Here is a 25,969-nt window from a genome sequence, read left to right on the forward strand (position 1 = left end):
CCTTTTTCTTAGGGTGACAGTGAACATCAGCCAAGTTTAAACGATCCATCCATAGTTCAAAGTTGAAAAGAGCAACGGACTCAGAAGGCCGCTGCAATTTTCTGTGCGGTGTGCAAAGGTATTTCACCTACAACCGTAATGACCCGTCCCTGATTCTGTTCATGTATACTTCGAATGACGACAACCGTAGCGCCATACTGGTGATGTCCTTCCTTGAGAGAATCAGCTCTTAACGGCTCAACAAAAACAGAAAAAGTACTCACACCATCTGACCAGGAATACATATTAGCCAGATGATCTTCGGACACCATCACAGCCTGTTTTTGCATAAACAGCTCAAAGCCTTCTGGAAGCCAGGGTAAAATATTCTGGGCAACGCTCAAAGGTGCTTCATCTGAACTAACACCTGCCTGCTCATTTTTAGCCGTAAAGGAAAAAGAGGTGAACTGGAAGGTCTCCAAAGCACGCGCCAGCGGGTCCAGCGTAACCGATTTCAACAAGAGCGCAGACTCCTTATCCAACCAAAGCCTGTAACCCAAACGCTGGTTGTCACGGGGAACAATTTCGACAATTACAGCCGGGCGACCAACAACGCGCCCCTGTCCTTTCAGCTGTAACTGATAAAACTGCTTAATTTTCTCAAGCCCGCCAGACAACCGCCCGGAAGGGTTTCGCCCCTGGATCAGATCGCTGGTGACAACTTCACCGGAGATTTTCCGGGTAATACGATCACCCTCCTGAAGAAACTCCCGTGGCAGGCCATCCAGGTAACTCAGTCTGGCTTGTTCACCCTGATCATTCACATCATGACTCAATTCGACCGCATCCAGCTGCCCTTCCCGTGAATAGACGAGCACACCGCTGTATTCATAGTTGTGCATCGCTTCAGAAAAGCGCTGTAACCACTGATCGGCACTGTCCGCAGCCTTAGCGGCCTGCGAAATAAAAAGCACACCGAACAAACCTATCGCGGAAATAAATTTTCTGATCATTAATTACTACCTGTCTGAGCCAGAGGTGATACACCTGAGGTATCACCGAGGCTCTCATCACTTATTGACCTGCAGCCTGATAACCGGAAACACGCACGATGGGCATCATGCCGTGAGTACCATTAGTGGCAACATATTCAGAGTGTTGCATCAGATACCCTCTAATCAGCCGTTCCTGACGCAGCTTTTGGTTATCAACCAACAGATAAGGAGCCCGGGCTACTTCTGCTCCGGCGCTCACTCGCTGAACCCCAATCGGACTCTGCTGCAACCCACGGGAAGGCAGGGTTTGCTGGTAGCCGGCAGACTGAGAAGCCAGTTGCTGGGCAACAGGTAATTCCTGTTGAGGGTTTGGCATCAACAGGACAACTGCCGCTGCAACAGAAGCCGCAATAGCACCTTTCGCCATCCAGGTATCCGATATCTGAGCAGCCCGCTGTCGCCAGTTCTCAAATAACTTTTTGCGATGAGCTGGTTCAGGCTCCTGCTCAAGGGCAACAGAAATCCGGTCAGCGATATCAACCAACTGCTCCTGTTCAAACTCTTGATGTAAAACACTGCGAACCAGATGATAACGATGCCAGGTATCAGCCAGGTATTCGCCATCCTGCTCATCGCAGGCTTTGAGAATACGGCGCAATTCTAGCTCGTCCGCTTCATTGTCCATCAGATGTGAAAGCGACTGGTGAATATTATCACTCATAGCTAACCTCGGTTCTTACTTACCCTGACGTGCCAGGGTGAAAAATTACTGAGCCGCCAGCTCAGGCTCAAACAGACGCTTAATCTCACGATCTACAGCCTCACGGGCCCGAAAGATACGAGAGCGTACTGTCCCCACCGGGCACTGCATAACCTGAGCTATATCTTCATAACTCATGCCATCCATTTCCCGTAGCGTAATAGCGGTACGCAACTCATCAGGTAAGTTGTTTATCGCTTTGTATACCGTTGTTTCCAGTTCATCCCGCTCCAGGCGCTTATCCGGAGACGCGTTATCGTTCAGGCGGCCGTCGTTATTCAGTACTTCAGCATCACCATAATCGATATCTGTTCCGGGAGGCCTTCGGCCGCGGGATACCAAATAGTTCTTTGCAGTATTAATAGCAATACGGTAAAGCCAGGTATAAAAAGCACTCTCAGAACGAAAATTCCCAATCGCCCGGTAAGCTTTTATAAAGGCTTCCTGGGTAACATCGAGAACTTCATGGGAGTCCTTTATATATCGACTGACCAACGCAGCGATCTTATGCTGATACTTACGCACCAGAAGATCAAACGCTCGTTTATCACCCGCCTGAACCCGCGCTACCAGCTGCTGATCCGTTTCCTTCGTCATCTCTCAACCTCAATGCGCCAGGCATTAATGCCACCCACGCAAAGCAATAAGGTGTTTCTTTATGAACACTATGACTCATTATGGCCTGCCATACTTCATGATTATTATGCTATGCAGGCAAGCGTTAGTCAGTGCTGTTATTCCGGTTTACGTCTTTCTACCATTTCCAGGCATCAGACAACGACATGATTACCGGTTATACCAACAGCCGTATCTACTTAGGGTTACCTGCTCTAAAATCTGCAGGACAAACACATTCACGACGATATCCAAAAATAGTGAAATCAAACGTAAGTTTGTCTGATGAAAGAAATTTCTCTAACATCAGTTGCCCTAGGTTGTCTTGCCATTATGACCGGAGCCTGTCCTAAAGGTTCATCTTGTAACAGCAGGAATATTTATTTTTTTGTGCATCGGAAAAAAATTGATGAGTCAGGTTTTTCAGCATGATGTTCTTATCATCGGTAGTGGCGCTGCCGGTTTATCTTTAGCTCTGCAACTGGGCGATCACTGTTCTGTTGCGGTCTTAAGCAAGAGTACCTTGGATGATGGCTCAACCCGCTGGGCACAGGGTGGCATAGCGGCGGTACTGGATACAGAAGATAGTGTTGAGTCCCATGTACGGGATACTCTGGTGGCAGGAGCAGATCTTTGCGAAGAAGAAGCTGTCCGCTTTACCGTACAAAACAGCAAAAAAAGTATCGACTGGCTGATAAGACAGGGCGTTCCTTTCACCCCTAATGATGAAACCGACAGCGACCAACCCTACCATCTGACCCGTGAAGGCGGGCACAGCCATCGCCGAATTATCCACGCAGCAGATGCAACGGGGCGGGCGGTATCTGACACCCTGATTGCCCAGGCACTGCGCAAACCGGGAATTGACATCTATACTCGTCGCATGGCCGTAGACCTGATCACCCGTCGAAAGCTGGACGCCGAAGGCCACGGTTGCGTTGGCGCTTATGTGCTCAACTGCGATACAGAACATGTCGATGTATTCAAAGCCCGCTTTGTTATTCTAGCAACCGGCGGTGCCAGCAAAGTATATCTCTATACCAGCAACCCTGACGGTTCGTCCGGTGACGGCATCGCCATGGCTTGGCGGGCAGGCTGCCGCGTGGCCAATATGGAGTTCAATCAATTTCACCCGACATGCCTTTACCATCCGCAGGCAAAGTCCTTTCTGATTACCGAGGCCTTAAGAGGTGAAGGCGCTCACCTTCTGCTACCTGGTGGCCAGCGCTTTATGCACCATTTTGACGAGCGCAAAGAACTGGCACCCCGGGATGTGGTAGCCCGAGCCATCGATCACGAAATGAAACGACTGGGCAGTGACTGCGTTTATCTGGATATCAGTCATAAACCGGCAGACTTCATCAGAAGCCACTTTCCAACGGTCTATGAGCGCTGCCTGGAGTATGGCATCGATATCACAAAAGACCCGATTCCTGTCGTACCCGCAGCACACTACACCTGCGGAGGCATCGTAGTCGACACCAAAGGGCATACTGATACACCAAATCTTTATGCCATTGGTGAAGCCAGCTTTACAGGCCTGCATGGCGCTAACCGTATGGCCAGCAACTCTTTATTGGAATGTCTGGTTTACGCCGAATCTGCAGCAAAGGATATCCTCAGCAAACTTCACGACGTACCTGAACCGCCCTATGTACCCCACTGGGATGAAAGTCAGGTCACAGACTCTGACGAAGATGTCGTCATCGCCCATAACTGGGATGAACTTAGGCGTTTTATGTGGGACTACGTCGGTATAGTACGTACCAATAAGCGCCTGCAGCGTGCCAAACACCGGATTGATATGCTGAATAACGAGATATCTGAGTATTACTCAAACTATAAGATATCAGGTGACCTGATCGAACTACGTAACCTTTCAGTGGTTGCAGACCTGATCATCCGCTCAGCTCTGATGCGCAAAGAGAGCAGAGGCCTGCATTACACCCTGGACTACCCCAACCCGAGCACTGAGCCACGTAATACTGTTTTAACCCCAGATCAGTGGTAATAACACCCTCCGCCACAGAATAAAATAAAAGCCGGCTCAGAACCTGAAGCCGGCTTTTTTACTGACAAAACTCAGTAAAACTCTAAGTTTACGGAAGCTATCTTGATCCGTACTGTCACCAACAATAAAAGCACGGTAAATCTCACCGTTTTTATCCCGGAATAACAAAAACAGCCAGAAACGGTAAAAACCTATGCTACTGATCAACTCGACGGAGCGTGAGGTGCCCGAGTGAAGCGTTAATGTCCACTGCCCATCAGCAAAAGCAATACCGCGAATATCACAGGGAAGCCCCATCAGGCCAAATATCTTTTTGGATCGATGCCAGAAGTAAACAGCCGGAATAATAAACAGCAGATTAATCCACTGCGGATACAGGTACAGCAAAAGCAGAAAAGGGAAAGCGTGACCTGCCAGAAGCCAGCCACGCAGTCGATCAGAGGCTCTTAAAGTTAGAAAGATCACCGTGCTCGGCATACGCAATAATTTTTTCCAGAATGACACGATATTCAGGCTCTTCAGGCAGATCACGCTGCATCAGCCACACAAAAAGATCCTGATCTTCGCACTCAAGCAGCTGCTCATAGCGCTGCCGATCCTCTTTGTCTAAGCCCTGAAAACAATCGCGAACGAAAGGCACCAGCATCAGATCTAATTCCCACATCCCACGACGACTCTGCCACTGCAAACGCTTAACTTCTTCTTCAATACCCATCTACGCACCTAAATACTTTTTAAAAGTCCCGGACGCAATTCCGAGCTGACATAGCCCATTATACCGCGCCTGAACAGCTTACCCCAGATCACTACGACCAATGATCAAAACAAAAAACTGCTTTAACCATTGATTTTTCACTAACCTTTTGTTTAATACAGAGATTATCTCTATTTTATTTTGCCGTAACCGGCCGATAATAATATTGCTTAACAGAATAACAAAGCCCATAAAAGAATAACGATCGACATGCAGGAAACAGACAATGACTAAATCAGAGTTAATTGAGCAAATAACCTTAAAACAACCCGAGCTATCAGCGAAGGAAGTTGAGGCTGCTGTTCGCATACTTCTTGAGCAAATAACCGATACACTGGCTACCGGTGGCAGAGTTGAGATTCGCGGTTTTGGCAGTTTTTCTCTGCATTACAGAGAGCCCCGTACCGGCCGCAACCCCAAGACCGGTGAATCCGTTGATCTGACCGGAAAATTTGTTCCTCATTTCAAGCCGGGAAAAGAACTTCGTGAACAGGTCGATGAAGCCAAAAAACTGCGAAGCTAATATGCCGTGCCTTGCAGTTTAAACTTCCGGGCTTGGACATCTGCTCTTTTTCATTAATGAGATTCCTGTCTAATGCTGGCATAATCCAGCCATACCCAATCAGATAACAGGAGTTAAGATGCGTTGGCTTAAAAGCGGTATTCTCTTTGTTGTGGTCTTAACACTTCTGATCACCGGCGTGCTTTTTTCTTCCCGAAACACAACACCCTACGCCATCGACCTACTGATTTTCCGCCTACCGGAAATCAGCATTTCTTTGCTTATTCTGGGCAGTTTGGTTATCGGTCTTGTCACAGGCTGGTTACTATCGCTTACTACCTTTGTCCGCCTGAAAGCCTCTCAGTTACGCAGTGAAAAAGCTTTGAAAACTGCTCAAAAAGAGCTGGATACCCTAAGAATATCTGGTTTAAAGGACAGTCAGAATGAATGAAATGCTACTGCTGATCATTCTGGTCACAGCAATAGCAACCGGCTTTTTTCTTGGTCAAAAAACCAAAAATAAAAGCAGGGGGCGCAAGGTTCCCCTGACAGAAAACAGCCTGAATAAAGATTATTTTACCGGCCTGACCTACCTTTTAAATGACCAACAGGATCAGGCAATAGAAACTTTTATGCGGGTTCTTGAAATCAATCCAGAGACCGTTGACACCCATATTGCCATGGGTAACCTTTTCCGCAGTAAAGGCGAAACAGAAAAAGCGATCCGCCTGCATCAGAATCTCTTTGCCCGCCCAACGTTAAGCAAGCCACTGACTCAGCAGGTTCAATTGGAGCTTGCCCGTGATTTTTTCGCCGCAGGCCTGTTTGACCGTGCAGAGCGCCTACTGCTTGAGATAACGAAAGCTCACTCAGACGACATCCGCTTACAGGTTCTTAAGCTGCTACTGCGCATCTATGAGCAGGAAAAAGAATGGCAAAAGGCCATTGATATCAGCGGGAACAGGCTTCTGAGAGACTTACCGGAACAGCGCATCGCAATAGCCCATTACTATTGTGAACTTGCGGAGCATCTGCTCAAACAAAACGAAACCATACAAGCAAAAAAATATTTAAAGCAGGCCCTTTACAATGACCCGAACTGCATTCGCGCGAACTGGTCAACAGCCCATCTTGAACTCAAAAACAAAAATATCCGTAAAGGCAAATCTCTTCTGCTGAGAATTCCACAACAGGACAAACGCTACTACTCCCTGGTATTACCGGAGCTAAGCAGCATCATGTCAGAAAAAGAGCTCAGCCCTGTACTGAATGAAGCACTGGAAGCCTTTCCATCACAAACAGCTCTTAGTCTTAAAACCAACCTGATCCGGCAAAAACATGGGGCTCGCTCATCTCTGGAGTATCTGGAGGCTTATTCTACGCGCCAGCAAAGTGCCTCCCCCTATGTAGCAACACTTGAGATACAGTTGATACGGGAGCTGACACCTTCGGAAGATATACACGGGCACCTGACTCAACTGGAGCAACAGCTTACCCGTTATGAAAACAAGCAACACAAGTCCCGCTGTATAAGCTGCGGTTTCAAAAGTAACCACAGCCCTCTTTGGCAGTGCCACAAATGTCGTAGCTGGGGAACCGTAAGGCCTGATGATATGCTTTAAGGCACCAGACAAAGAACACGCCCCCCACAAGCCCTCTCCCCATAGCCGCTTCCTTCTCAGCTTCTTACAGATGCGATCTCACCCTCAATCAGAGCCAACGCCTGCATAGGGTCTTCAGCCTGAGTGATAGGGCGACCGATAACCAGGTAATCACTGCCATCAATCAAAGCCTGTCCGGGTGTAACGACACGTTGTTGGTCACCCTTCGCAGCAAAAGAAGGACGAATACCCGGCGTAATCAACTGAAAGCTTCTCGGCAATGCTTCACGCAGCATGATCGCCTCCTGAGCAGAACATACGACACCATCCAACCCGGCCTGCTCAGTAAGAGCAGCCAGGTGCATCACCTGTTCTGCAGGGGTCGCATGGACGCCGGTTTCACGTAACTGCTGTTCATTCATACTGGTAAGTACAGTCACTGCAATCAATAAAGTATCATGACCGGCGCCCCGCAAACGCGCCAAAGACTCCTCCATCATAGGACGGCCGCCACAAGCATGAACGTTAACCATCCAGGCACCACTGTCCGCAGCAGCCAGAACAGCCTGAGCGGTTGTATTTGGAATATCATGAAACTTCAGATCCAGAAAGACCTTAAAACCTCGTTTGGTCAAAGCCGCAACAATAGATGGACCTGACCGGGTGAAAAGCTCTTTACCCACTTTAAGCTGACAACGTCCCGGCTCAAGCTGATCCACAAATGCTAACGCCTGTTCGGCGTTTGGATAATCAAGAGCAACAATAATCGGATTTTCTGTAAATAGAGACATCGGTTTTCCTCTGCAGTGAGTGCGCGCACATTATAAAGCCTGCCCTGAAAGGGTACAGGACAAATTCTCCCAAAAATTATCAGGCATATAAAAGTTAGATTAAAACCAAAGTCTATCAGGCAAATTGCCATTTTTTTTCTATGGTTAAAAAGCAATATATGGAAAAAACCAACAGAGGACGTTTTATGATGGTTAAGCACTTACCCTGCAAAAAAAGCCTGATGACCGCTTTCTTAATCGCGGTTTCCTTCCTGGGCAGCCCGGCATTGAAAGCTGAAGCGAAAACAACAGAGCAAACAGCCTCGGTCGCAACAACGACTCTGCAGGCTTCTGTTGTCAACATCAATCAGGCAGACTTATCCAAGCTACAGGATCTGAAAGGAATTGGACCTGCCAAAGCACAGCGCATTCTGGATTTTCGAAACCAGCATGGCCCCTTCAAAAGCATTGAAGCGCTAACTCAAGTGAAAGGTATCAATCTGAGAATTCTGGAACAAAACAAAGGGAGGATCAAAATCTGATTTCGATACACATAAAAAAAGGAAGGTTTGCACCTTCCTTTTTACAATCTATCCTATCCAACCATCAGAATCAGATACGCAGACCACCATCGCACTCAATGACACGACCGGTGAAATAATCATTTTCAATAATGTACTCAACAGAGTGAGCGATTTCGTCAGGCTTGCCCAGACGTTTCATAGGAATCACTGAGCACACTTTTTCCAGTGCTTCAGGCTTCATACCAGCCGTCATATCAGTTTCGATAAATCCAGGTGCGATCGCACCTACACGAATACCGTAACGGGACAGTTCTTTGGCCCAGGTTACCGCCATATTAGCAACACCAGCTTTAGCAGCAGTATAGTTAGTCTGACCCAGGTTGCCGGAGCGGGAGATACTGGAGATATTAATAATAACCCCTGGAATATCACGCTCAATCATTTGGCATGCAGCTTCACGGGCACACAGAAATACACCCGTCAGGTTTACATCAATAACCTGCTGCCACTGCTCAAGGCTCATCTTCTGCTGAACCTGGCCGTCTTTCGCCTTGATAAACAAGCCATCGCGAGTGATACCTGCATTATTAACCAGAACATCCAGGCGACCGAATTCAGTTGCGATTTTATTAAAAGTTGCTTCTACTTCAGCTTCCTGAGCAACATTCGCAATATAGGTTTTTGCCTCAGAACCAGCTTCTTTTACCAGACTGGCTGTTTCATCCAGTTTTTCCTGGTTCAAATCAACCAATGCTAACTTGGCGCCTTTAGCCGCCAGACGCAGAGCCATCTGGCGTCCCAGACCCTGACCACCACCTGTAATTACAACAACTTTATCCTGTAAATCCATCACGACCCCCTGGGCTTCTTACATGGCGTCATCGCCACTTATATTAGGTTTGAATACTTTCTTAATTTTGTGCATCGCAATATAACCCATTTTTTTTAAGTTGCGAACCCTGTTTTTCGCATCTGCAACACAAAAAAGAAAGTGAGGTGGCAGATTGAACAGGATTGAAATCCTCATTCTCTATCCCAATATCTGAGTTCAGACAATCAGGAAACGACTTATGAATAAATTTTTGCTCTTATTTATCGCAGTACCTCTGATCGAAATGGTTGTTCTGATTAAGATTGGACAACAGATCGGAGCACTCTCTACTATTGCTCTGGTCATATTGACTGCGATCATAGGTATTGCTCTTCTCAAGCAGCAGGGCATAGCGATGCTTAACCGGGCTAACTGGAAAATTAATCAGGGGCAAATTCCTGCCAGAGAAATGGCTGAAGGCATTGTCCTGGCAGCAGGGGGAGCATTGCTACTAACACCTGGTTTCGTTACCGACGCTCTGGGTTTTATCTGTATTTTGCCGGGCAGCCGTCATTTTCTTTTAAACCAGGTCTTGAAAAATATCAGCATTAACCCTATCCATCAGACACATGAACAAACCCATTGGCACGATACTCAAAGCAGCCAGAGGGATACGTATCACCGACACACCCCGCAAGAGAACAAAAAAGACTCTGGCAATGTGCTTGAAGGTGATTACGAAAGGAAAAAATAATTTTCCTAAGCCATTGAATTGAAAAAGCATGTCCCCATTAAAAGGGCATAGCTTTGAGCCCTTCGGGGCAAAACCAAAACATCCGGTTATACCGGAACTTTAAAGATTGAATATTAACGATCTTTTTTAGGAGTGATTTGAGAATGAAAATCCGTCCTTTGCATGACCGCGTAGTAATCCGCCGCAAAGAAGAAGAAACCACCACAGCAAGTGGTATTGTTCTGCCAGGCTCTGCTGCAGAGAAGCCTAACCAAGGTGAAGTAGTAGCAGTCGGTCAGGGTCGCGTTCTTAATAACGGCGAGCTTCAGGCTGTGAGCGTTAAAGAAGGTGACACCGTTCTGTTTGGTCCTTATGCCAGCAACACTGTAAAAATTGATGGTGAAGAATTGCTGATCATGAGCGAAAGCGAAATCTATGCTGTCTTAGAAAGCTAATTCAGTTTGACGCATTTGTACTTATCAACAGACAACAATTTACTGAACAGGATTTTTCAAAATGGCTAAAGAAGTATTATTTGGTACTGATGCACGTCAGCGTATGCTGGAAGGCGTAAACGTACTGGCTGACGCGGTTAAAGCAACTTTGGGCCCTAAAGGTCGTAACGTGGTTCTGGAGAAGTCTTTTGGTGCTCCGACCATCACAAAAGATGGTGTTTCCGTTGCCAAAGAGATCGAGCTGAAAGATAAGTTCGAAAATATGGGCGCGCAAATGGTTAAAGAAGTTGCGTCAAAGGCAAATGATGTAGCTGGTGACGGCACAACAACTGCAACCGTTCTGGCGCAGTCTATCGTTACTGAAGGTCTGAAGTCTGTTGCTGCGGGCATGAACCCAATGGATCTGAAGCGCGGCATCGACAAAGCGACTCAAGCTGTTGTTGCTGAACTGAAAGAACTATCTGTTCCTTGCGCTGACAACAAAGCGATCGCACAGGTTGGTACCATCTCTGCAAACTCCGACGCCACTGTAGGTGACATTATCGCTGAAGCGATGGCTAAAGTGGGCAAAGAAGGGGTTATCACGGTTGACGAAGGTCGCGGCTTTGATGATGAGCTGGAAGTTGTTGAAGGTATGCAGTTCGACCGTGGCTACCTGTCACCTTACTTTGTAAACAACCAAGAGAAAATGGCCGTTGAGCTGGATGACCCTCTACTGCTGCTGGTTGACAAGAAAATTTCTAACATCCGTGAGTTATTGCCGGTTCTGGAAGCCACTGCGAAAGCAGGCAAGCCACTGGTGATCATCGCTGAAGATATCGAAGGCGAAGCACTGGCGACTCTGGTTGTTAACTCTATGCGCGGTATCGTGAAAGTTGCTGCTACTAAAGCCCCTGGCTTTGGTGATCGCCGCAAAGCGATGCTGGAAGATATTGCTATTCTGACCGGTGGTACTGTCATTTCAGAGGAAGTTGGCCTGAACCTTGAGACAACAACTCTGGATCACCTGGGCAGTGCGAAGCGCATCACTATGAGCAAAGAAAACACCACCATCATTGATGGTGTTGGTGAAGCATCAGCGATTGAAGCTCGTGTTACTCAGATCCGTGCTCAGATCGAAGAAACCACGTCTGATTACGACAAAGAGAAGCTTCAGGAACGTGTTGCCAAGCTGGCTGGCGGCGTAGCCGTAATTAAGGTTGGCGCTGGTTCAGAAATGGAAATGAAAGAGAAGAAAGACCGCGTTGAAGATGCTCTGCACGCAACCCGCGCCGCAGTGGAAGAAGGCGTGGTACCTGGTGGTGGTGTAGCTCTGATCCGAGCTCTGGCAAAGGTTAAAGAGATTCAGGGTGATAACCACGATCAGAACGTTGGTATCGAACTGGCTTTCCGCGCCATGGAAGCACCTCTGCGTCAGATCGTAACGAATGCTGGTGAAGAAGGTTCTGTTGTTGTCGCTAACGTTCGTGCAGGCGAAGGCAACTATGGCTACAACGCAGCATCCGGTGAATACGGTGATATGATCGAAATGGGTATTCTTGACCCAGCGAAAGTAACCCGTTCTTCTCTACAGGCTGCAGCTTCTGTTGCAGGTCTGATGATCACTACTGAAGCGATGGTAGCTGATGCACCGGAAGAGAAAGGTGCCGCTGGTGGTATGCCTGATATGGGCGGCATGGGCGGTATGGGTGGCATGGGCGGCATGATGTGATCATCAGCCCTGCCATCGGGAACAGCGCCTCTGTTAGGCGCTGATCTCTGATACCATAAGCCTCGCTGAATGCTTTAACCGGCAGCAGCGGGGCTTTTTTCGCCTGTTGTTTTTCAGCCTGCAGCCTCAGTCCGTTTACGGTATCCTTGCCCGCTTCAGATTAACCGCTCAGCACTCAATACACGCCCGGTATAATCTCTCCAAATTTAGCGCTTTTATGGATCACTTATGCTCGAAAAAATTCGCATTGTTCTGGTTAATACTTATCACCCCGGCAACATTGGCTCTGCTGCACGGGCGATGAAGGTGATGGGACTGGATCGCCTTTATCTGGTTTCCCCGAATCAGTTCCCCCATGAAGACGCCAATACCATGGCTGCCGGTGCCGAAGATATTCTGGACAAGATTGTGCTCTGCGAAACGCTGGAAGACGCTGTCGGAGACTGTGAGCATGTGATTGCCACCAGTGCCCGCCCACGTTCCCACCAGGTGCCCGCGATGACACCCCCTGAATGTGCCCTCTTTGCTCATCAGACACCGGCCGCTGAAGAGGTTGCAATTGTCTTTGGCCGCGAGCGTAGCGGCCTGACTACAGAAGAATATGAACTGTGTAACAAACACGTGTTTATTCCGGCAAACCCCGACTATTCAATTCTGAATATGGCCTCTGCTGTTCAGATCATCGCTTACGAGCTGTACCAGAAAAGTCTGACTCACTTTGAGCCAGTGAAAAAAGAGATGGAACGCCCCAGTGCCAAAGAGATGAAGTTTTTTCTGCAACGTATGGAAGAGCGCCTGGATGACGCCGGTTATTTCAAAGGAAAGCCAAAAGATGTCACCTTGGGCAAATTACGGGCCTACTTTCAGCGCAGCCTACCGGAAAAGGCAGAGCTTAGCTTACTGCAGGGGATACTGACCCGCCTGGAATCAGAGGAAGATTGGCAACGTCGGCAACAGATAAAATGATAGATGAAAAAGCATCCGGCCAGCCTTTCAGCTGGCCGGGTACTTTCAAAGAAACAGCTGTCTCTGATCAGCAGCCTGAAACCTAGTTAACTTTAAAGCGGTTAATCAGGTGGATCATATCCTGAGACACCTGCATCAGGTTCTGACTGGCTGATGCCATCTGGGCAGACTCATTACTGACATTCATAGTCAGATCCCGCAAACTAACCACGTTGTTATTGATGCCCGATACAGTTGTGGATTGCTCTTCTGATGCCGCGGCAATCTCCTGATTCATTCGCTGAATCGAGGTAACCTCCCGGGTGATATTACCCAGCGCCTGACCCGCGGATGCGGATGTTTCAGCTGCAACACCTGCTTTCTCAGCACCATCACTCATGACCGACACGGCCTGTTCAGCTGCGGTCTGTAGTTTCTCAACAATGGTTTGAATCTCAGCTGTCGACTCCTGAGTCCGCTGAGATAAAGTTCGCACTTCATCCGCAACAACAGCAAAACCGCGGCCAGCTTCACCGGCACGAGCAGCTTCAATGGCCGCATTCAGTGCCAGCAGGTTAGTCTGTTCAGCAATACCTCGGATCACTTCCAACACAGTATCGACATTACGACTATCTTCTGCCAGACGTGAGATCACACTGCTGGCCTCCTGAATGGCAGAGGAGAGTTGCTCCGCTTCAGTAATATTCTGACGTATAATCTCCTGACTCTGCTCCGATTCCTTACTTGCCTGAATCGTCGATTCAGTGGCCAGAACCGTACGCTCGGTCACCTCTTCAACACTTGCCAGCATCTGCATCATAGCACTTGCCAGCTGCTCCGAATCCTGCTTCTGCTGATGTACACTACCGTCAACACTCTGAGTCGATGCCACCATTTGCGAGGCAGAACTTGCCAGCCGTTCTGCTGAGCCACTGACATCACGCATAATGCCCTGCAGAGAAGCCACAAAGTGATTGAAGTAACGCGCCAGCGCCACCAACTCCACCGAACCGGTTTCCTCCAGGCGCTGGGTAAGATCCCCTTCACCCTGTGACAGGCCCCGCATCGCTTTTACGGTTCGATTCAGAGGGGTTGTAATACTGCGGATAAAGAACACCAAAATAACTGATAAACCAACCAGAATAATCACACCATTGAAGATAGACATTAGCTCAGAAGCAGCAATATCTGCCTGCAGCGCATCCATATTCAAACCACTTCCAATAGTCCATTGCCATGGAGCAAAATAATTAGCGTAGCTGGTTTTGGGGTCCAGCTGCTCTTTGTTTTCACTGTTTGGCCATTGATAGTCAACAAAGCCACCGCCACTTTTTGCCTGAGCATAAAGCTCCTGAACGAAAGGCTTACCATTCGGGTCTTTCAGGCCCATGATATTTTTACCGACCAGGGCTTTAACCCCGCTGGCCAACTGCACACCCTCGCTGTCACCCACAAAAAGATAGTTACCATTATCAAAGCGCATAGCCGTAACCGCAGCCAGTGCCTGACGCTTGGCCTCAGCCTCTGACAAGGTACCATCCTGACTAAGCTGGTAGTAATGATCAATGACACCAACCCCACTTTCAACCAGAAGTGACACCCCTTTCTCATAGCTATCACGCAGGTGATCACGCATCTTAGATGCATCCAATAAGGTATTGATCACCAACCCCAACGCAAACAAGCCCAGTATCATCCAAGCGCGAGTCGCAATGGATATTCTTGATAAACTGGTTTCCATGATGTTCCCTCTAATCCTTGCCCAAGGCATTTACCTAAGACCCTGTAATACACTTTCCGGCCAGAAGTTTATGATGTTTTTCCTGTAACCGGCTCAGTTGTTCAACAGCAACGCCCCGATCCACATTCGGTTCAGTAGCTGTTTTCCGGATGACATCCCTGATGGTTTCAAGCAGCTCCTCTGAGTCTGCTTCGGAAACAGCGCCCATGCTGCTCCCCTGTCGCTCAAGCTGCTGCTGATCCTTCCTTCGTTTGGCCGCAGCCCTGGTAAAAACACTCACGCATGATCTCCTGCATCAAAATGGTAAACATTGACCCGATTCAAAGCACAATCCGGCAGATAGATCCGCCGATTACGAACATGCATCAGGTAAGGCATCCATAGCTGACCTTTAGAGCTATCCGCGCCAAAAGCTGCAAAAGCAGATACACACTGGTCGTTCCTATCAAAAACTTTCACGGCGCGATTCACCAGGTCTGAGACAAAAAGATAACCCTGCTCAAACTCAACACTGGTAGGAAGCAGAAAGTGATCATCGTCGGTTCCATAACCTGGCTGACCAAAACGACGAACCGGCCGCCCCTGTAAATCGGTTACCTGAATCCTGTGATTAAACTGATCCGAGATATAACAGAGCCCATCATCAGACACAGCAATATCAGAGGGCGTATGAAACTGATCGTCACCATCGCCCAGAGTACCAAAGGTATCTACAAGCCCGACGATTCCCAGTCTGTTGAGACGCCAGCGAGCGATACGGTTATTACCGGAATCCGCAATAAAAATATCCCGACTAACGGGATCAATGGCCAGCCCCTGAGGCTTATTCAGCTGCCATGGGAAATGTCCCAGAGAGCCGAAGACTGTATAAGGAATCAGCTCTTTGTAGAATGGATGGTATTGATAAATTGTGACAATTCCGCTTAGAAAATTACTGACAACTAATAAGGGGATATCAGGATCAAATTGCCCTGGTAAGGGATTAAGCGGTGTTAGAGAGGTAACCCCTAAGGAGCCAGGTAGCAGAGGCATACTGGCTGAACGTAAGCTGTTCGACTTTAAATTATCAGTGGATTGCAGCTGATAGTTTCCGGCATCGACCACCCAAAGACTCTCATCTTCAACCGAATTCGATGACGGCATAAACAGAGAAAGCCAACTTCTTTGCCAACGCTGCATCCACTCCATCTGCCAGTTCAGCCCCATATTGAGCCAGGTTGGCATGCCGGGTATCTCCGTCAGCTTCAGAAATTTTTCCTGCTGCTGCTTCAAATGCCCTACCTGTTCCTGAGAGAACCAAGGCATCATCGTTGGAGATTGAGCCGTGGAAGCACTGCGTCTCTCCGGGGTAATATCACCCGCAGCAGAAGTTGCAAAATGAAGCTGCCCCTTACTGTCACGTTCATCTCCAACCTGTGCCAGCACATCAGGGTAAATATCACGTCCATGTTGTACCCGTCTAAGATTAGCCTTGTGTAACTGCAAAGAAGCCAGAATCGGTTCGGTTACCAGAAACGTATTTTCCTGGGGAAACTCCGTTATCTGAATTGGCGAAAAATAACCCGCTAAAGCCCCCTGAGAGACACCATTCTGGCTATAGACAGAGATCGCATTACTTTTACCACCTGGAATCAGTACCCGTCCCTGAATTATGGCAACATCCCTCGCCAGCTCAAGGCCATCAATATAAGGTTTACCTGTGGATGAAAAAGCAACGCCATTACCCTGCCAGTCACAACGAACAACAGTATTAAAACCGGTATTAGCGATGTAGATACGCCCCTGCCGATCGACACTTAATCCTTGGGGCCAAAGCAGCTCTACTGGTGTTTTATAGCCGGTAATCTGATGGATATCGTAGAGATACTCTCCATCATCACGGAACACAGCTAAACGGCTGACACCATCAGGCCCTTCATAAAACTCATCGGCAACGCAAAGCTGACCCCGATAATAAACAATGCCATTAGGGCCTTTCAGGTCAATGTTTGATGTATCACCAAATGTTGAGATTGGAGTAATGGTATTTTCATCGTAAGAGAGGATATGAACTCGGTGATTGCCGATATCGGTAACGTAGATATATCGTTTTTCAGGATGAGGCAAAAGCCGGAAAGGCATGTTGAACTGCCTATCACCGCTACCCGTTGAACCGAAAACCATCAGAATGGTTTCAAGTTCAGCATCCATAACCAATAATCGGTTATGTGAGGTATCCGCCAGCCAAACTCTGCCAAAATGATCAACACAGCTACCAACAGGCGTATTCAGAGAGAGATGGCCCGCCGCAGCGACAGGCAACACTGGAAGATCACGAATCACAGATCCCAAGTGCGTTTTATATTCAACTCCCATCGGCCACACTCCTTGTCTGAGACTCATCTGATAATAGCCATAACGACTGTTGCACTGCAACGGATCTAAATGTAATCCTCCGAAAACAGTATGCCAACAGTTTTTTTAAAGCTTATTGTAATGATGTGATTCAACCCCAAAATACTGAAGGCCGCACCATATCTGACTTATGGCTAATACAGGAATAAAAAATCCTTCGAGCACCCGGCCTGCAGCAGGCTTTTCTGCAGACGAAAAAAAACCACCGCTAAGCGGTGGTTTTCTGTGAAATCCAGCTAATCAGTAATGATTAGTTGTTTTTCATCTGCTGCTTGATCAGATCACCAATAGTGGTAGGACCTGCAGCTTCAACTTCCTGAGAGCGTACTTTCGCCAGCGCTTCTTTCTCATCTGCAGCATCTTTCGCTTTAACAGACAGATTGATTACGCGGTTCTTACGGTCAATGCTAACGATCTTAGCTTCAACTGCATCGCCTTCGTTCAGTACGTTGCGAGCATCTTCTACTTTGTCACGGCTGATTTCAGACGCTTTCAGAGTAGCGATAACGTCAGTTGCCAGTTCGATAGTCGCTTCTTTCGCATCAATCGCTACAACTTTACCATTTACCAGAGTGCCCTTGTCATTTTCAGACACGTACTCAGCGAATGGGTCGCTATCCAGCTGCTTGATACCCAGGGAGATACGCTCACGCTCTGGATCGATAGACAGAATGATCGTTTCGATCTCGTCGCCTTTCTTGTACTTGCGAACGGCTTCTTCGCCAGCTTCATTCCAAGAAATATCAGACAGGTGAACCAGACCGTCGATGCCGCCATCCAGACCGATGAAGATACCGAAGTCAGTGATAGACTTGATAGAGCCAGTCACTTTGTCATTCTTGTTGAACTTGCCAGAGAACTCTTCCCAAGGGTTAGGAGTGCACTGTTTGATACCCAGAGAGATACGACGACGTTCTTCGTCGATGTCCAGTACCATAACTTCAACATCATCACCCACGTTAACAACTTTAGATGGGTGGATGTTTTTGTTCGTCCAATCCATTTCAGAAACGTGAACCAGACCTTCAACACCTTCTTCCAGCTCAGCGAAGCAGCCGTAGTCAGTCAGATTAGTAACACGTGCAGTTACTTTGGTGTTTTCTGGGTAACGGGAGATGATGTTCACCCATGGATCTTCGCCCAGCTGTTTCAGGCCAAGTGATACACGGTTACGCTCGCGATCGAACTTAAGAACTTTAACGTTGATTTCGTCACCAACGTTAACGATTTCGCTAGGATGCTTGATACGCTTCCAAGCCATATCGGTGATGTGCAGCAGGCCGTCAACACCGCCCAGATCTACGAATGCACCGTAGTCAGTCAGGTTCTTAACAATACCTTTAACTTCCTGACCTTCTTGCAGGTTAGCCAGCAGCTGCTCGCGCTCTGCAGAGTTTTCTGCTTCCAGAACCGCACGACGGGATACAACAACGTTATTACGCTTAGGATCCAGCTTGATTACGCGGAAGTCCAGCTCTTTACCTTCCAGGTGAGTGGTGTCACGAACCGGACGTACATCAACCAGAGAACCAGGCAGGAACGCACGGATGTTATGAACGTCAACTGTGAAGCCGCCCTTAACTTTACCGTTGATCACACCTTTAACAATTTCATTCTTCTCAAAGGCCGCTTCCAGACCTTTCCATGCTTCAGCACGTTTCGCTTTTTCACGGGACAGACGGGTTTCACCGAAACCATCTTCTACTGCTTCCAGAGCTACCTGAACTTCATCGCCAATGGACAGGGCAAACTCTTCACCTTCATTTACAAACTGAGAGCGTGGGATCACACCTTCAGATTTCAGGCCGGCGTGAACCGTTACCCAGTCACCATCAATATCAACAACCGTTGCGGTTACAATGGAGCCTGGCTCCATGTTGACTTCCTGGAGGCTCTGTTCAAACAGCTCAGCAAAGCTTAATTCGCTCATTATTTATCCTACGTGATCTACAAGTTAAGGGATTAGCAACACGGCTATAAGCCGCTGTATACATTGCTTCTCCACAGTCTCCGTATCACCAGCAAATACGGGCTTCATTTTATCTGCGCTCAGAAGTGTTAACGCCGGTTCAGGTGAATATCCGTTTATCAGTTAAAGGACAGATATTCCCTATGACACTTTGCCTGAGCACCCCCCGAAAACAGAAAACAGAAAATCAGACCAAAGCTCGCGCTTTAGCCAGATCGATAATCTGTGCAACTACTTCCGGAATCGACATATCGGTTGTATCAAGCGTAATCGCATCATCCGCAGGCTTTAATGGCGCTACGTCCCGATTCATATCACGCTCGTCGCGAGTTTGTATCTCGCTTAAAATGGCTTGGAATTTAGCATCAATGCCCTTTTCTTGCAACTGTTTTACCCTTCTTCGCGCCCGTTCGTCGGCACTGGCAGTGAGGTAAATTTTCAGTGGCGCATCAGTAAACACCACGGTTCCCATATCACGGCCATCGCCGACAACGCCAGGGGACTGGCGAAAATCACGCTGACGCTGCAGCAGCGCATCACGCACCGGAGTCAGCGCCGCCACGATAGATGCATTGTTACCGGTTGCCTCAGTACGGATCGCTTTAGAAACTTCTTCGCCATCCAGCATTACGCTGACAGGTTCATTCTCTGCTCCGGGCAGAAATGCAATATCCAAATTACGAGCAACTTCAGCCAGCGCTGCCTCATCATCAAAAGCAACACCTTTACGCTCTGCTCCAAGGGCGGTCAACCGGTACAAGGCACCACTGTCCAACAAATGCCAACCCAGCTTGCCAGCAATAATCTGACTGATAGTGCCTTTACCGGCACCACCCGGTCCATCCAATGTAATTACAGGGGCTGCTTTGCTCATTGCTATTCCCTATTTAATCAGGCTTCTTCAACATTAATTTTCATGCCAATTTTATTGGCAAGCTCGACAAAACCGGGGAATGAGGTCGCCACATTGGCGCAGTCCTCAATAAAGATCTCCCCTTCTGAGCATAAAGATGCCACGGCAAAAGACATGGCGATACGGTGGTCATCATGGCTGTGAACACGCCCTCCGGACATCTTACCGCCCTGAACAGCATTAATGCCGACGATATCAATACCATCTTCATAAACGGTGCATTGAATACCCAGTGCCTGCAGGCCGTCAGCCATCACCTGAATACGATCACTCTCTTTAACCCGTAACTCTTCTGCACCGCGCAAGCGAGTAACACCTTCTGCGCAAGCCGCAGCCACAAACAACACAGGGAATTCATCAATAGCCAGTGGAACCTGATCCTGAGGAATATCGATGCCTTTAAGATCCGCTGAGCGCACCCGCACATCCGCCACAGGCTCGCCCCCTACTTCCGATTCATTTTCCAGCGTGATATCAGCACCCATTGCGCGCAGGATATTCACAATACCCACCCGGGTCGGGTTCATACCCACATGCTCGATAAGAATCTCAGAGCGGTCAGCAATAGAGCCCGCCACCATGAAAAACGCAGCTGAAGAGATATCTGACGGTACATCAATATTACCAGCAACTAACTTTCCACCCCCTTGCAAAGAGGCCGTTGCCCCCTTACGGGTTACCTCATAACCAAAGCCGGTCAGCATGCGTTCCGTATGATCCCGGGTGGGTGCCGGTTCCGTTGTTTTGGTTTCACCTTCAGCATACAAGCCTGCCAGCAGGACACAGGATTTCACCTGGGCACTGGCCATCGGCATCTGGTAATCGATCCCTTTCAGGGCCTGGCCTCCACGAATCACTAAAGGTGGACGACCCCCTTCGGCTGTTTCAACCACGGCTCCCATCTCACGCAACGGCTTGGCCACCCGCTCCATAGGACGTTTAGTCAGAGACGCATCACCTGTAAGTTCTACATCAAATGCCTGGCCCGCCAGCAGACCAGACAATAAGCGCATTGAGGTTCCTGAGTTACCCAGATAAAGTGCGCCTGCAGGTTTTTTCAGACCATTAAGGCCAACGCCATGAATAGTGACTTCCCCTTGGTGAGGCCCTTCAATTACAACCCCCATATCACGGAATGCCTGTAGAGTTGCCAGACTGTCTTCCCCTTCAAGAAAGCCCTTAACCTGGGTAACGCCTTCAGCAAGAGAGCCCAACATAATGGAGCGGTGGGAGATCGATTTATCACCCGGCACACGAATACGGCCACTCAGGGCATTACCAGGGGCGGTGCGGTAGTTAATTAGCTTATTTTGCATAGGGATATACGCCGAATTTTCCAAAATTCTTGAGAAATGCTCACGGGCGGCTTTGGCACGGGTAAAAATACCCAACATAGCGTCACTGTCCGACTCTTCAATGGCCGTTCTTAAGCGTGACAAGCCCTGCTCAAACTCCGTAAGCGCTTGTAATACAGCGGGTTTATTTGCAATGTAGATATCACGCCACATCACAGGATCACTGGCTGCGATTCGGGTAAAATCGCGAAAACCGCCAGCGGCATAACGAAAAATTTCCAGGCTTTCATCTTGTGAAGCCAGGGTATCAACCAGGGAGAACGCAAGCATATGTGGCAAATGACTGGTCGCGGCCAACACTTCATCATGGCGAGCAATGTCCATGGTAAGCACATCAGCCCCCGTTGACCGCCACATCTGAGTAACGATGGATACCGCCTGCCGGTTATTATCCTGGGTCGGAGTCAGAATCACCTTATGCTTCTGATAGAGATCCACCAACGCCGCACTGACCCCACTTTTCTCGGAGCCCGCGATGGGATGCCCAAGAATAAAGTTTGCAGGCAGCCTGCCCCATACCTTGACCGCAGACGTTTGCACAGAGCCCTTACTGCTGCCTACATCCGTAATAATCGTATCGTTGCGCAGTAAGGGTTTAAGCTGCGTCATCACCGATTCCATAGCAATGACAGGCACCGAGACCACGATCAGATCCGCCTCTGCAATCCAGTCTTCTGCCCGGGTCGAACCTTGGTCAATCATGCCGATTTTGATCGCCAGTTCCACCTCGCTCTGATCCCGGTCACAGCCGATAATGGTGCCTCCCAGCCCAGCCTTACGCAGCGCCAGCGCCAGGGAACCGCCGATCAATCCAAGGCCGATAACGAGTGTTTTCTTTATCGATTTCACCCGGGGTTATTCTCCCTGCTCGTTTTCAGTACCGGAAGTCGCCAGAACCTTCTCCAGCGCGGCTATAAACCTCTGGTTCTCTTCCATCGTACCGATAGACACCCGAAGATGGTTTGGCATCTGATAGGGAGCCACCGGGCGTACAATAACACCCTCCTGCAGCAGAGCATCATCAACAGAGCCTGCCGGTTGCCCAACATCCACGCTGATAAAGTTACCCACGGACGGAATATAATCCAGCCCCATGCGTTTAAACTCTTCTTCCAGATATGCCATACCATCAGCATTCACCTGAATGCTTTTTGCCAGGTAATCCTCATCCTGAAGAGCGGCAATCGCAGCTTCCTGCGCCAACATATTGGCATTAAAAGGTTGGCGGATGCGGTTTAAAATATCAGCCACCTGAGGATGACTGACACTGTAACCGATTCTCAGCCCGGCAAGACCATAGGCTTTAGAGAAGGTACGGGTCACCACCAGGTTAGGATAATCACTCAGCAAGCGGATGCCATCGGGAAATTCGGCCTGATCAACATATTCGGTATAGGCTTCATCCAGAACCACGATAATGCGTTCCGGTACTTTATCCAGAAAGGTGCGTACCGCGTTTTCGCTCAACCAGGTTCCGGTTGGATTGTTCGGATTTGCAATAAAAATCACGCGGGTTTTATCAGTAATCGCTGCGGCCATCGCATCCAGATCGTGCCCCCAGTTTACTGCAGGTACAGCAATATGCTGAGCACCAATCGCCTGTGTCACGATGGGATAAACGGCGAATGCGTGCTGGGAATACATAGAGGCGCTATGGGCGGTCAGATAGCTGCGGGCGATCAACTCCAGTACATCATTGGAACCGTTACCCAAGGTGATCTGATCAGTGTCTACACCCAGCTTGTCAGCAATTGCCTGCTTCAGACGAAATGCGTTACCGTCAGGGTAGCGGGTCAGCTCCGGCATTTGGTTACGAATCGCAGCCAGCGCCTTTGGGCTTGGGCCCAGAGGGTTTTCATTACTGGCCAGTTTAACAATATTGCTGATGCCCAGCTCACGCTCCAACTCTTCTACTGGCTTACCGGGCTGGTACGGCTGCAGACCCTGAACGCCTTTATTTGCTAATTCAATGTAATCACACGCCATAATTATTCCGCCTTAGCTATTTCGCTTTGCCTATACTTGTCTGTTCTTATCTGCACTTGGTCAAGACAACAAAACGGGAGGCCAAGCCTCCCGTCTGGTTTTGCTTATTGCACACTAACCTCAGGGAGCCTTCAAAGTACGCCCTTAGGATAAGAACCCAGAATTTTAATATCAGATACTCTTTGGCTGATTTCCGCCAATGCCTCTTTAACGTTGTCACTTTCTGCATGATCTGCGAAGTCGATAAAGAAAACGTAGTTCCAGGCACCAACCTTAGAAGGGCGCGTCTCGACACGGGTCAGATCGATACCGTGACGATGGAAAGGTTCCAGCAGGTCATGCAGCGCTCCGGGTTGATTACGGGTAGCTACCATCAAAGAGGTTTTATCTTCACCGCTGGCAGGCACTTCCTGATTACCGATAATCAGGAAACGGGTAGAATTATCCGGCTGATCCTCAATTTTCTCTGCCAGCTTATCAAGACCGTATAACTGCGATGCCATATCACCAGCAATTGCTGCCGAGTGCCACTCGCTTTTTACTAAGCGCGCTGCTTCGGCGTTGCTGCTGACAGCGATACGCTCTGCATTCGGGTAATGCTGATCCAGCCACTTACGACACTGGGCCAAAGAGGAAGCATGGGAGTAAATTCGTGAGATCTTATCTTTACGGGTATTTTCCCCGACCAACAGATACTGATGGATACGCAGAACCACCTCACCGGAGATCTTCAGGGAAGAGTCAATAAAGCTATCCAGCGTGTGACTGATCACCCCTTCTGTGGAGTTCTCAACAGGAACCACACCATAGGCCACGGCCCCTGCTTCCACTTCGCGAAAAACATCATCAATAGCAGCCATTGGCAGGCTGCGGGCCGAGTGGCCAAAGTGCTTAAGAGCGGCTTCCTGGGTAAAGGTACCTTCAGGGCCAAGAAATGCCACTTTTACCGGCTCTTCAAGAGCCAGACAAGCCGACATAATTTCCCGGAAAAGGCGCGCCATCTCCTCATCAGATAAAGGGCCTTCATTGCGGCCCATCACCCGACGCAGAACCTGAGCTTCACGCTCAGGACGATAAAAATGGACATCAACAGAACCGGAGGCCTGCTTGACTTCCGCCACCTGCTGCGCGCACTGGGCACGCTGATTAATCAGCTGCTGAATCTGCTGATCAATGGAGTCAATTTGGTCGCGCAGCAGCGCGAGCTGTTCAGCTTCGGACATCTTGGCTTACCCGTGACGTTTTTCGAAATCAGACATAAAGGCGATTAAAGCATCAACCGCCGCTTCCGGTACTGCGTTATAGATACTGGCCCGCATTCCACCTACAGAGCGATGGCCGGCCAGATTCAGTAAACCAGCGGCCTCAGACTCCTGCAGGAACAACTTGTCCAGAGACGCATCCGCTAATGTAAAGGGTACATTCATCTGCGAACGATTTGCTACTGCAATCGGGTTAGCATAAAAGCCACTGTTATCAATCGCCTGGTAAAGCTTCGCAGCTTTGCGGGTGTTGATCTCAGCCATCTTGTCCAGGCCGCCAATATCACGTTTCAGCCAGTCAAACACCAGCCCCGCCAAATACCAGGCATAGGTCGGTGGAGTGTTATACATAGAGTCGTTATCCGCCATGATACGATAGTTCATCATCGACGGCGTGACCGCCATCGCCTGATCCAGCAGATCATCACGAATAATCACCAACGTCAGGCCAGCAGGGCCAATATTTTTCTGAGCACCGGCATAGATCACGCCATACTGCGTCACATCCAGGGGCTTGGACAGAATATCAGAGGACATATCACAGACCAGAGGCAGATCAGCCTGTGGCAGATAATCAAAGGCCAGTCCGCCGATGGTTTCATTACTGGTAAAGTGCAGGTAAGCCGCATTGTCAGACAATTCAAGTTCTGACTGCGCAGGGGTACAGGTGTAATTACGGTCTTTACTGCTACCGGCGGTATGAAGACCTTTCGCATAACGGGAGGCTTCTTTGATCGCTTTCCCGGCCCAGACACCGGTTTCAATATAGTTCGGTATACCACCATTACCCAGCAGATTCAGAGGCACCATTGCAAACTGGCTGCTGGCACCGCCTTGCATAAAGAGCACTTTATAGTTATCAGGAATATTCAGCAGCTCACGGAAGTCTTTTTCCGCCTGGGCGGCGATTGCCACATAATCGTCGCTGCGATGACTCATCTCCATTACCGACAAGCCACGCCCCTGCCAGTCCAGCATCTCAAATTGTGCTTTTTTCAGTACCGCTTCAGGCAGAGCAGCTGGCCCTGCACAAAAATTAAACAGACGTGTCATTTGGGTCTTCTCAAAATCGAAGTTCTGATGGTCCGGTCACTCAACAGATTAACGACCGTGACGGGTTTCAAATAGGGTTTTAAAACACATCAGAACTTCAGGCCATATCAACGCGGTAGCACCGCATCCG

Annotated in this window: 24 protein-coding genes and 1 pseudogene; 9 read left to right on the top strand and 16 right to left on the bottom strand. The window is 48.8% G+C overall.

Annotated elements, in window-relative coordinates; translation table 11 throughout:
• Window positions 1-80: 80 nt before the first annotated feature.
• From BTA35_RS02390 to rpoE, 3 genes are all read right to left on the bottom strand, one after another.
• Window positions 81-992: a MucB/RseB C-terminal domain-containing protein gene (locus tag BTA35_RS02390; RefSeq protein ID WP_077242816.1), complete on the bottom strand. Its 912-nt coding sequence runs from the start codon at window positions 990-992 to the stop codon at window positions 81-83.
• A gap of 61 nt (window positions 993-1,053) precedes the next feature.
• Window positions 1,054-1,695, bottom strand: coding sequence for a sigma-E factor negative regulatory protein (locus BTA35_RS02395; protein WP_077242817.1), 642 nt, complete (start codon window positions 1,693-1,695; stop codon window positions 1,054-1,056).
• 45 nt (window positions 1,696-1,740) lie between these two features.
• Entirely contained in the window at window positions 1,741-2,331 is a 591-nt protein-coding gene (gene rpoE, locus BTA35_RS02400; protein ID WP_077242818.1) for an RNA polymerase sigma factor RpoE, read from the bottom strand.
• Window positions 2,332-2,758: 427 nt separating this feature from the next.
• On the opposite strand from rpoE, the gene nadB reads away from it, so the two are divergent.
• Window positions 2,759-4,360 (top strand): L-aspartate oxidase, encoded by a 1,602-nt coding sequence (gene nadB / locus BTA35_RS02405; protein WP_077242819.1) that lies wholly within the window; start codon window positions 2,759-2,761, stop codon window positions 4,358-4,360.
• 36 nt (window positions 4,361-4,396) lie between these two features.
• Here nadB and BTA35_RS02410 read toward each other — a convergent pair whose 3' ends face one another.
• Both BTA35_RS02410 and BTA35_RS02415 read right to left on the bottom strand, forming a co-directional pair.
• Window positions 4,397-4,825, bottom strand: coding sequence for a protein YgfX (locus BTA35_RS02410; RefSeq protein WP_077242820.1), 429 nt, complete (start codon window positions 4,823-4,825; stop codon window positions 4,397-4,399).
• Complete coding sequence (locus tag BTA35_RS02415) at window positions 4,797-5,075, bottom strand: FAD assembly factor SdhE (RefSeq protein WP_077242821.1); 279 nt, start codon at window positions 5,073-5,075, stop codon at window positions 4,797-4,799. Before BTA35_RS02415 ends, BTA35_RS02410 begins: the two co-directional genes overlap by 29 nt.
• A gap of 262 nt (window positions 5,076-5,337) precedes the next feature.
• Here BTA35_RS02415 and ihfB point away from each other — a divergent pair.
• From ihfB to BTA35_RS02430, 3 genes and pseudogenes are all read left to right on the top strand, one after another.
• Window positions 5,338-5,637: pseudogene (gene ihfB / locus BTA35_RS02420) on the top strand (integration host factor subunit beta); the annotation flags it as partial.
• Between the two features lie 118 nt (window positions 5,638-5,755).
• On the top strand, window positions 5,756-6,067 hold the full coding sequence (locus BTA35_RS02425) for a LapA family protein (protein WP_077242823.1): 312 nt from the start codon (window positions 5,756-5,758) through the stop codon (window positions 6,065-6,067).
• The gene (locus BTA35_RS02430; RefSeq protein ID WP_077242824.1) at window positions 6,060-7,238 is read left to right on the top strand and encodes a tetratricopeptide repeat protein; all 1,179 of its coding nucleotides are present in this window, start codon (window positions 6,060-6,062) and stop codon (window positions 7,236-7,238) included. Before BTA35_RS02425 ends, BTA35_RS02430 begins: the two co-directional genes overlap by 8 nt.
• A gap of 56 nt (window positions 7,239-7,294) precedes the next feature.
• Here the strand turns inward: BTA35_RS02430 and pyrF are convergent, their stop codons facing one another.
• A complete protein-coding gene (gene pyrF / locus BTA35_RS02435; protein WP_077242825.1) occupies window positions 7,295-8,008 on the bottom strand; it encodes an orotidine-5'-phosphate decarboxylase in 714 nt (237 codons plus the stop codon).
• A 158-nt stretch (window positions 8,009-8,166) separates the two neighbouring features.
• Here pyrF and BTA35_RS02440 point away from each other — a divergent pair, with 158 nt between their 5' ends.
• Entirely contained in the window at window positions 8,167-8,529 is a 363-nt protein-coding gene (locus tag BTA35_RS02440; RefSeq protein WP_160054914.1) for a ComEA family DNA-binding protein, read from the top strand.
• A gap of 70 nt (window positions 8,530-8,599) precedes the next feature.
• On the opposite strand, the gene BTA35_RS02445 is transcribed toward BTA35_RS02440, so the two are convergent.
• Window positions 8,600-9,361 (bottom strand): SDR family oxidoreductase, encoded by a 762-nt coding sequence (locus tag BTA35_RS02445; RefSeq protein WP_077242827.1) that lies wholly within the window; start codon window positions 9,359-9,361, stop codon window positions 8,600-8,602.
• A 220-nt stretch (window positions 9,362-9,581) separates the two neighbouring features.
• Here BTA35_RS02445 and BTA35_RS02450 point away from each other — a divergent pair, with 220 nt between their 5' ends.
• The 4 genes from BTA35_RS02450 to BTA35_RS02465 all read left to right on the top strand — a co-directional run bounded on the left by BTA35_RS02450 (window position 9,582) and on the right by BTA35_RS02465 (window position 13,187).
• Complete coding sequence (locus tag BTA35_RS02450; protein WP_077242828.1) at window positions 9,582-10,076, top strand: FxsA family protein; 495 nt, start codon at window positions 9,582-9,584, stop codon at window positions 10,074-10,076.
• A gap of 143 nt (window positions 10,077-10,219) precedes the next feature.
• On the top strand, window positions 10,220-10,510 hold the full coding sequence (locus BTA35_RS02455) for a co-chaperone GroES (RefSeq protein ID WP_077242829.1): 291 nt from the start codon (window positions 10,220-10,222) through the stop codon (window positions 10,508-10,510).
• 61 nt (window positions 10,511-10,571) lie between these two features.
• Entirely contained in the window at window positions 10,572-12,221 is a 1,650-nt protein-coding gene (gene groL, locus BTA35_RS02460) for a chaperonin GroEL (protein ID WP_077242830.1), read from the top strand.
• Window positions 12,222-12,449: 228 nt separating this feature from the next.
• Entirely contained in the window at window positions 12,450-13,187 is a 738-nt protein-coding gene (locus BTA35_RS02465; RefSeq protein ID WP_077242831.1) for an RNA methyltransferase, read from the top strand.
• Between the two features lie 82 nt (window positions 13,188-13,269).
• Here the strand turns inward: BTA35_RS02465 and BTA35_RS02470 are convergent, their stop codons facing one another.
• The 9 genes from BTA35_RS02470 to serC form a co-directional block, all read right to left on the bottom strand.
• Window positions 13,270-14,907, bottom strand: a complete 1,638-nt coding sequence (locus BTA35_RS02470) for a methyl-accepting chemotaxis protein (protein WP_077242832.1) — start codon at window positions 14,905-14,907, stop codon at window positions 13,270-13,272.
• 34 nt (window positions 14,908-14,941) lie between these two features.
• Window positions 14,942-15,187, bottom strand: a complete 246-nt coding sequence (locus BTA35_RS02475; RefSeq protein WP_077242833.1) for a hypothetical protein — start codon at window positions 15,185-15,187, stop codon at window positions 14,942-14,944.
• Entirely contained in the window at window positions 15,184-17,262 is a 2,079-nt protein-coding gene (locus BTA35_RS02480) for an NHL repeat-containing protein (RefSeq protein WP_077242834.1), read from the bottom strand. The genes BTA35_RS02475 and BTA35_RS02480 overlap by 4 nt, the downstream gene beginning before the upstream one ends.
• 289 nt (window positions 17,263-17,551) lie before the next feature.
• Entirely contained in the window at window positions 17,552-19,231 is a 1,680-nt protein-coding gene (gene rpsA, locus BTA35_RS02485) for a 30S ribosomal protein S1 (RefSeq protein ID WP_077242835.1), read from the bottom strand.
• Window positions 19,232-19,457: 226 nt separating this feature from the next.
• Window positions 19,458-20,144, bottom strand: coding sequence for a (d)CMP kinase (gene cmk, locus BTA35_RS02490; protein ID WP_077242836.1), 687 nt, complete (start codon window positions 20,142-20,144; stop codon window positions 19,458-19,460).
• Between the two features lie 17 nt (window positions 20,145-20,161).
• Window positions 20,162-22,387, bottom strand: a complete 2,226-nt coding sequence (locus BTA35_RS02495; protein ID WP_077242837.1) for a bifunctional prephenate dehydrogenase/3-phosphoshikimate 1-carboxyvinyltransferase — start codon at window positions 22,385-22,387, stop codon at window positions 20,162-20,164.
• A 6-nt stretch (window positions 22,388-22,393) separates the two neighbouring features.
• Entirely contained in the window at window positions 22,394-23,524 is a 1,131-nt protein-coding gene (hisC, locus tag BTA35_RS02500) for a histidinol-phosphate transaminase (RefSeq protein ID WP_077242838.1), read from the bottom strand.
• 131 nt (window positions 23,525-23,655) lie between these two features.
• Window positions 23,656-24,747 carry a prephenate dehydratase gene (gene pheA / locus BTA35_RS17690; RefSeq protein ID WP_103989644.1) on the bottom strand — a complete coding sequence of 364 codons (1,092 nt, stop codon included), beginning with the start codon at window positions 24,745-24,747 and terminating at the stop codon, window positions 23,656-23,658.
• Between the two features lie 6 nt (window positions 24,748-24,753).
• A complete protein-coding gene (gene serC, locus BTA35_RS17695) occupies window positions 24,754-25,839 on the bottom strand; it encodes a 3-phosphoserine/phosphohydroxythreonine transaminase (protein ID WP_103989645.1) in 1,086 nt (361 codons plus the stop codon).
• Between the last annotated feature and the right edge of the window lie 130 nt (window positions 25,840-25,969).

It is taken from the genome of Oceanospirillum linum (assembly GCF_001995095.2).
Lineage (GTDB): Bacteria > Pseudomonadota > Gammaproteobacteria > Pseudomonadales > Halomonadaceae > Oceanospirillum > Oceanospirillum linum.

What these genes read in the sequence shown, in the direction of transcription:
- BTA35_RS02390 (WP_077242816.1), bottom strand. Translation starts at nt 992, where the DNA reads ATGATCAGAAAATTTATTTCCGCGATAGGTTTGTTCGGTGTGCTTTTT.
- BTA35_RS02395 (WP_077242817.1), bottom strand. Translation starts at nt 1,695, where the DNA reads ATGAGTGATAATATTCACCAGTCGCTTTCACATCTGATGGACAATGAA.
- rpoE (WP_077242818.1), bottom strand. Translation starts at nt 2,331, where the DNA reads ATGACGAAGGAAACGGATCAGCAGCTGGTAGCGCGGGTTCAGGCGGGT.
- nadB (WP_077242819.1), top strand. Translation starts at nt 2,759, where the DNA reads ATGAGTCAGGTTTTTCAGCATGATGTTCTTATCATCGGTAGTGGCGCT.
- BTA35_RS02415 (WP_077242821.1), bottom strand. Translation starts at nt 5,075, where the DNA reads ATGGGTATTGAAGAAGAAGTTAAGCGTTTGCAGTGGCAGAGTCGTCGT.
- BTA35_RS02425 (WP_077242823.1), top strand. Translation starts at nt 5,756, where the DNA reads ATGCGTTGGCTTAAAAGCGGTATTCTCTTTGTTGTGGTCTTAACACTT.
- BTA35_RS02430 (WP_077242824.1), top strand. Translation starts at nt 6,060, where the DNA reads ATGAATGAAATGCTACTGCTGATCATTCTGGTCACAGCAATAGCAACC.
- pyrF (WP_077242825.1), bottom strand. Translation starts at nt 8,008, where the DNA reads ATGTCTCTATTTACAGAAAATCCGATTATTGTTGCTCTTGATTATCCA.
- BTA35_RS02440 (WP_160054914.1), top strand. Translation starts at nt 8,167, where the DNA reads ATGGAAAAAACCAACAGAGGACGTTTTATGATGGTTAAGCACTTACCC.
- BTA35_RS02445 (WP_077242827.1), bottom strand. Translation starts at nt 9,361, where the DNA reads ATGGATTTACAGGATAAAGTTGTTGTAATTACAGGTGGTGGTCAGGGT.
- BTA35_RS02450 (WP_077242828.1), top strand. Translation starts at nt 9,582, where the DNA reads ATGAATAAATTTTTGCTCTTATTTATCGCAGTACCTCTGATCGAAATG.
- BTA35_RS02455 (WP_077242829.1), top strand. Translation starts at nt 10,220, where the DNA reads ATGAAAATCCGTCCTTTGCATGACCGCGTAGTAATCCGCCGCAAAGAA.
- groL (WP_077242830.1), top strand. Translation starts at nt 10,572, where the DNA reads ATGGCTAAAGAAGTATTATTTGGTACTGATGCACGTCAGCGTATGCTG.
- BTA35_RS02465 (WP_077242831.1), top strand. Translation starts at nt 12,450, where the DNA reads ATGCTCGAAAAAATTCGCATTGTTCTGGTTAATACTTATCACCCCGGC.
- BTA35_RS02470 (WP_077242832.1), bottom strand. Translation starts at nt 14,907, where the DNA reads ATGGAAACCAGTTTATCAAGAATATCCATTGCGACTCGCGCTTGGATG.
- BTA35_RS02480 (WP_077242834.1), bottom strand. Translation starts at nt 17,262, where the DNA reads ATGGGAGTTGAATATAAAACGCACTTGGGATCTGTGATTCGTGATCTT.
- rpsA (WP_077242835.1), bottom strand. Translation starts at nt 19,231, where the DNA reads ATGAGCGAATTAAGCTTTGCTGAGCTGTTTGAACAGAGCCTCCAGGAA.
- cmk (WP_077242836.1), bottom strand. Translation starts at nt 20,144, where the DNA reads ATGAGCAAAGCAGCCCCTGTAATTACATTGGATGGACCGGGTGGTGCC.
- hisC (WP_077242838.1), bottom strand. Translation starts at nt 23,524, where the DNA reads ATGGCGTGTGATTACATTGAATTAGCAAATAAAGGCGTTCAGGGTCTG.
- pheA (WP_103989644.1), bottom strand. Translation starts at nt 24,747, where the DNA reads ATGTCCGAAGCTGAACAGCTCGCGCTGCTGCGCGACCAAATTGACTCC.
- serC (WP_103989645.1), bottom strand. Translation starts at nt 25,839, where the DNA reads ATGACACGTCTGTTTAATTTTTGTGCAGGGCCAGCTGCTCTGCCTGAA.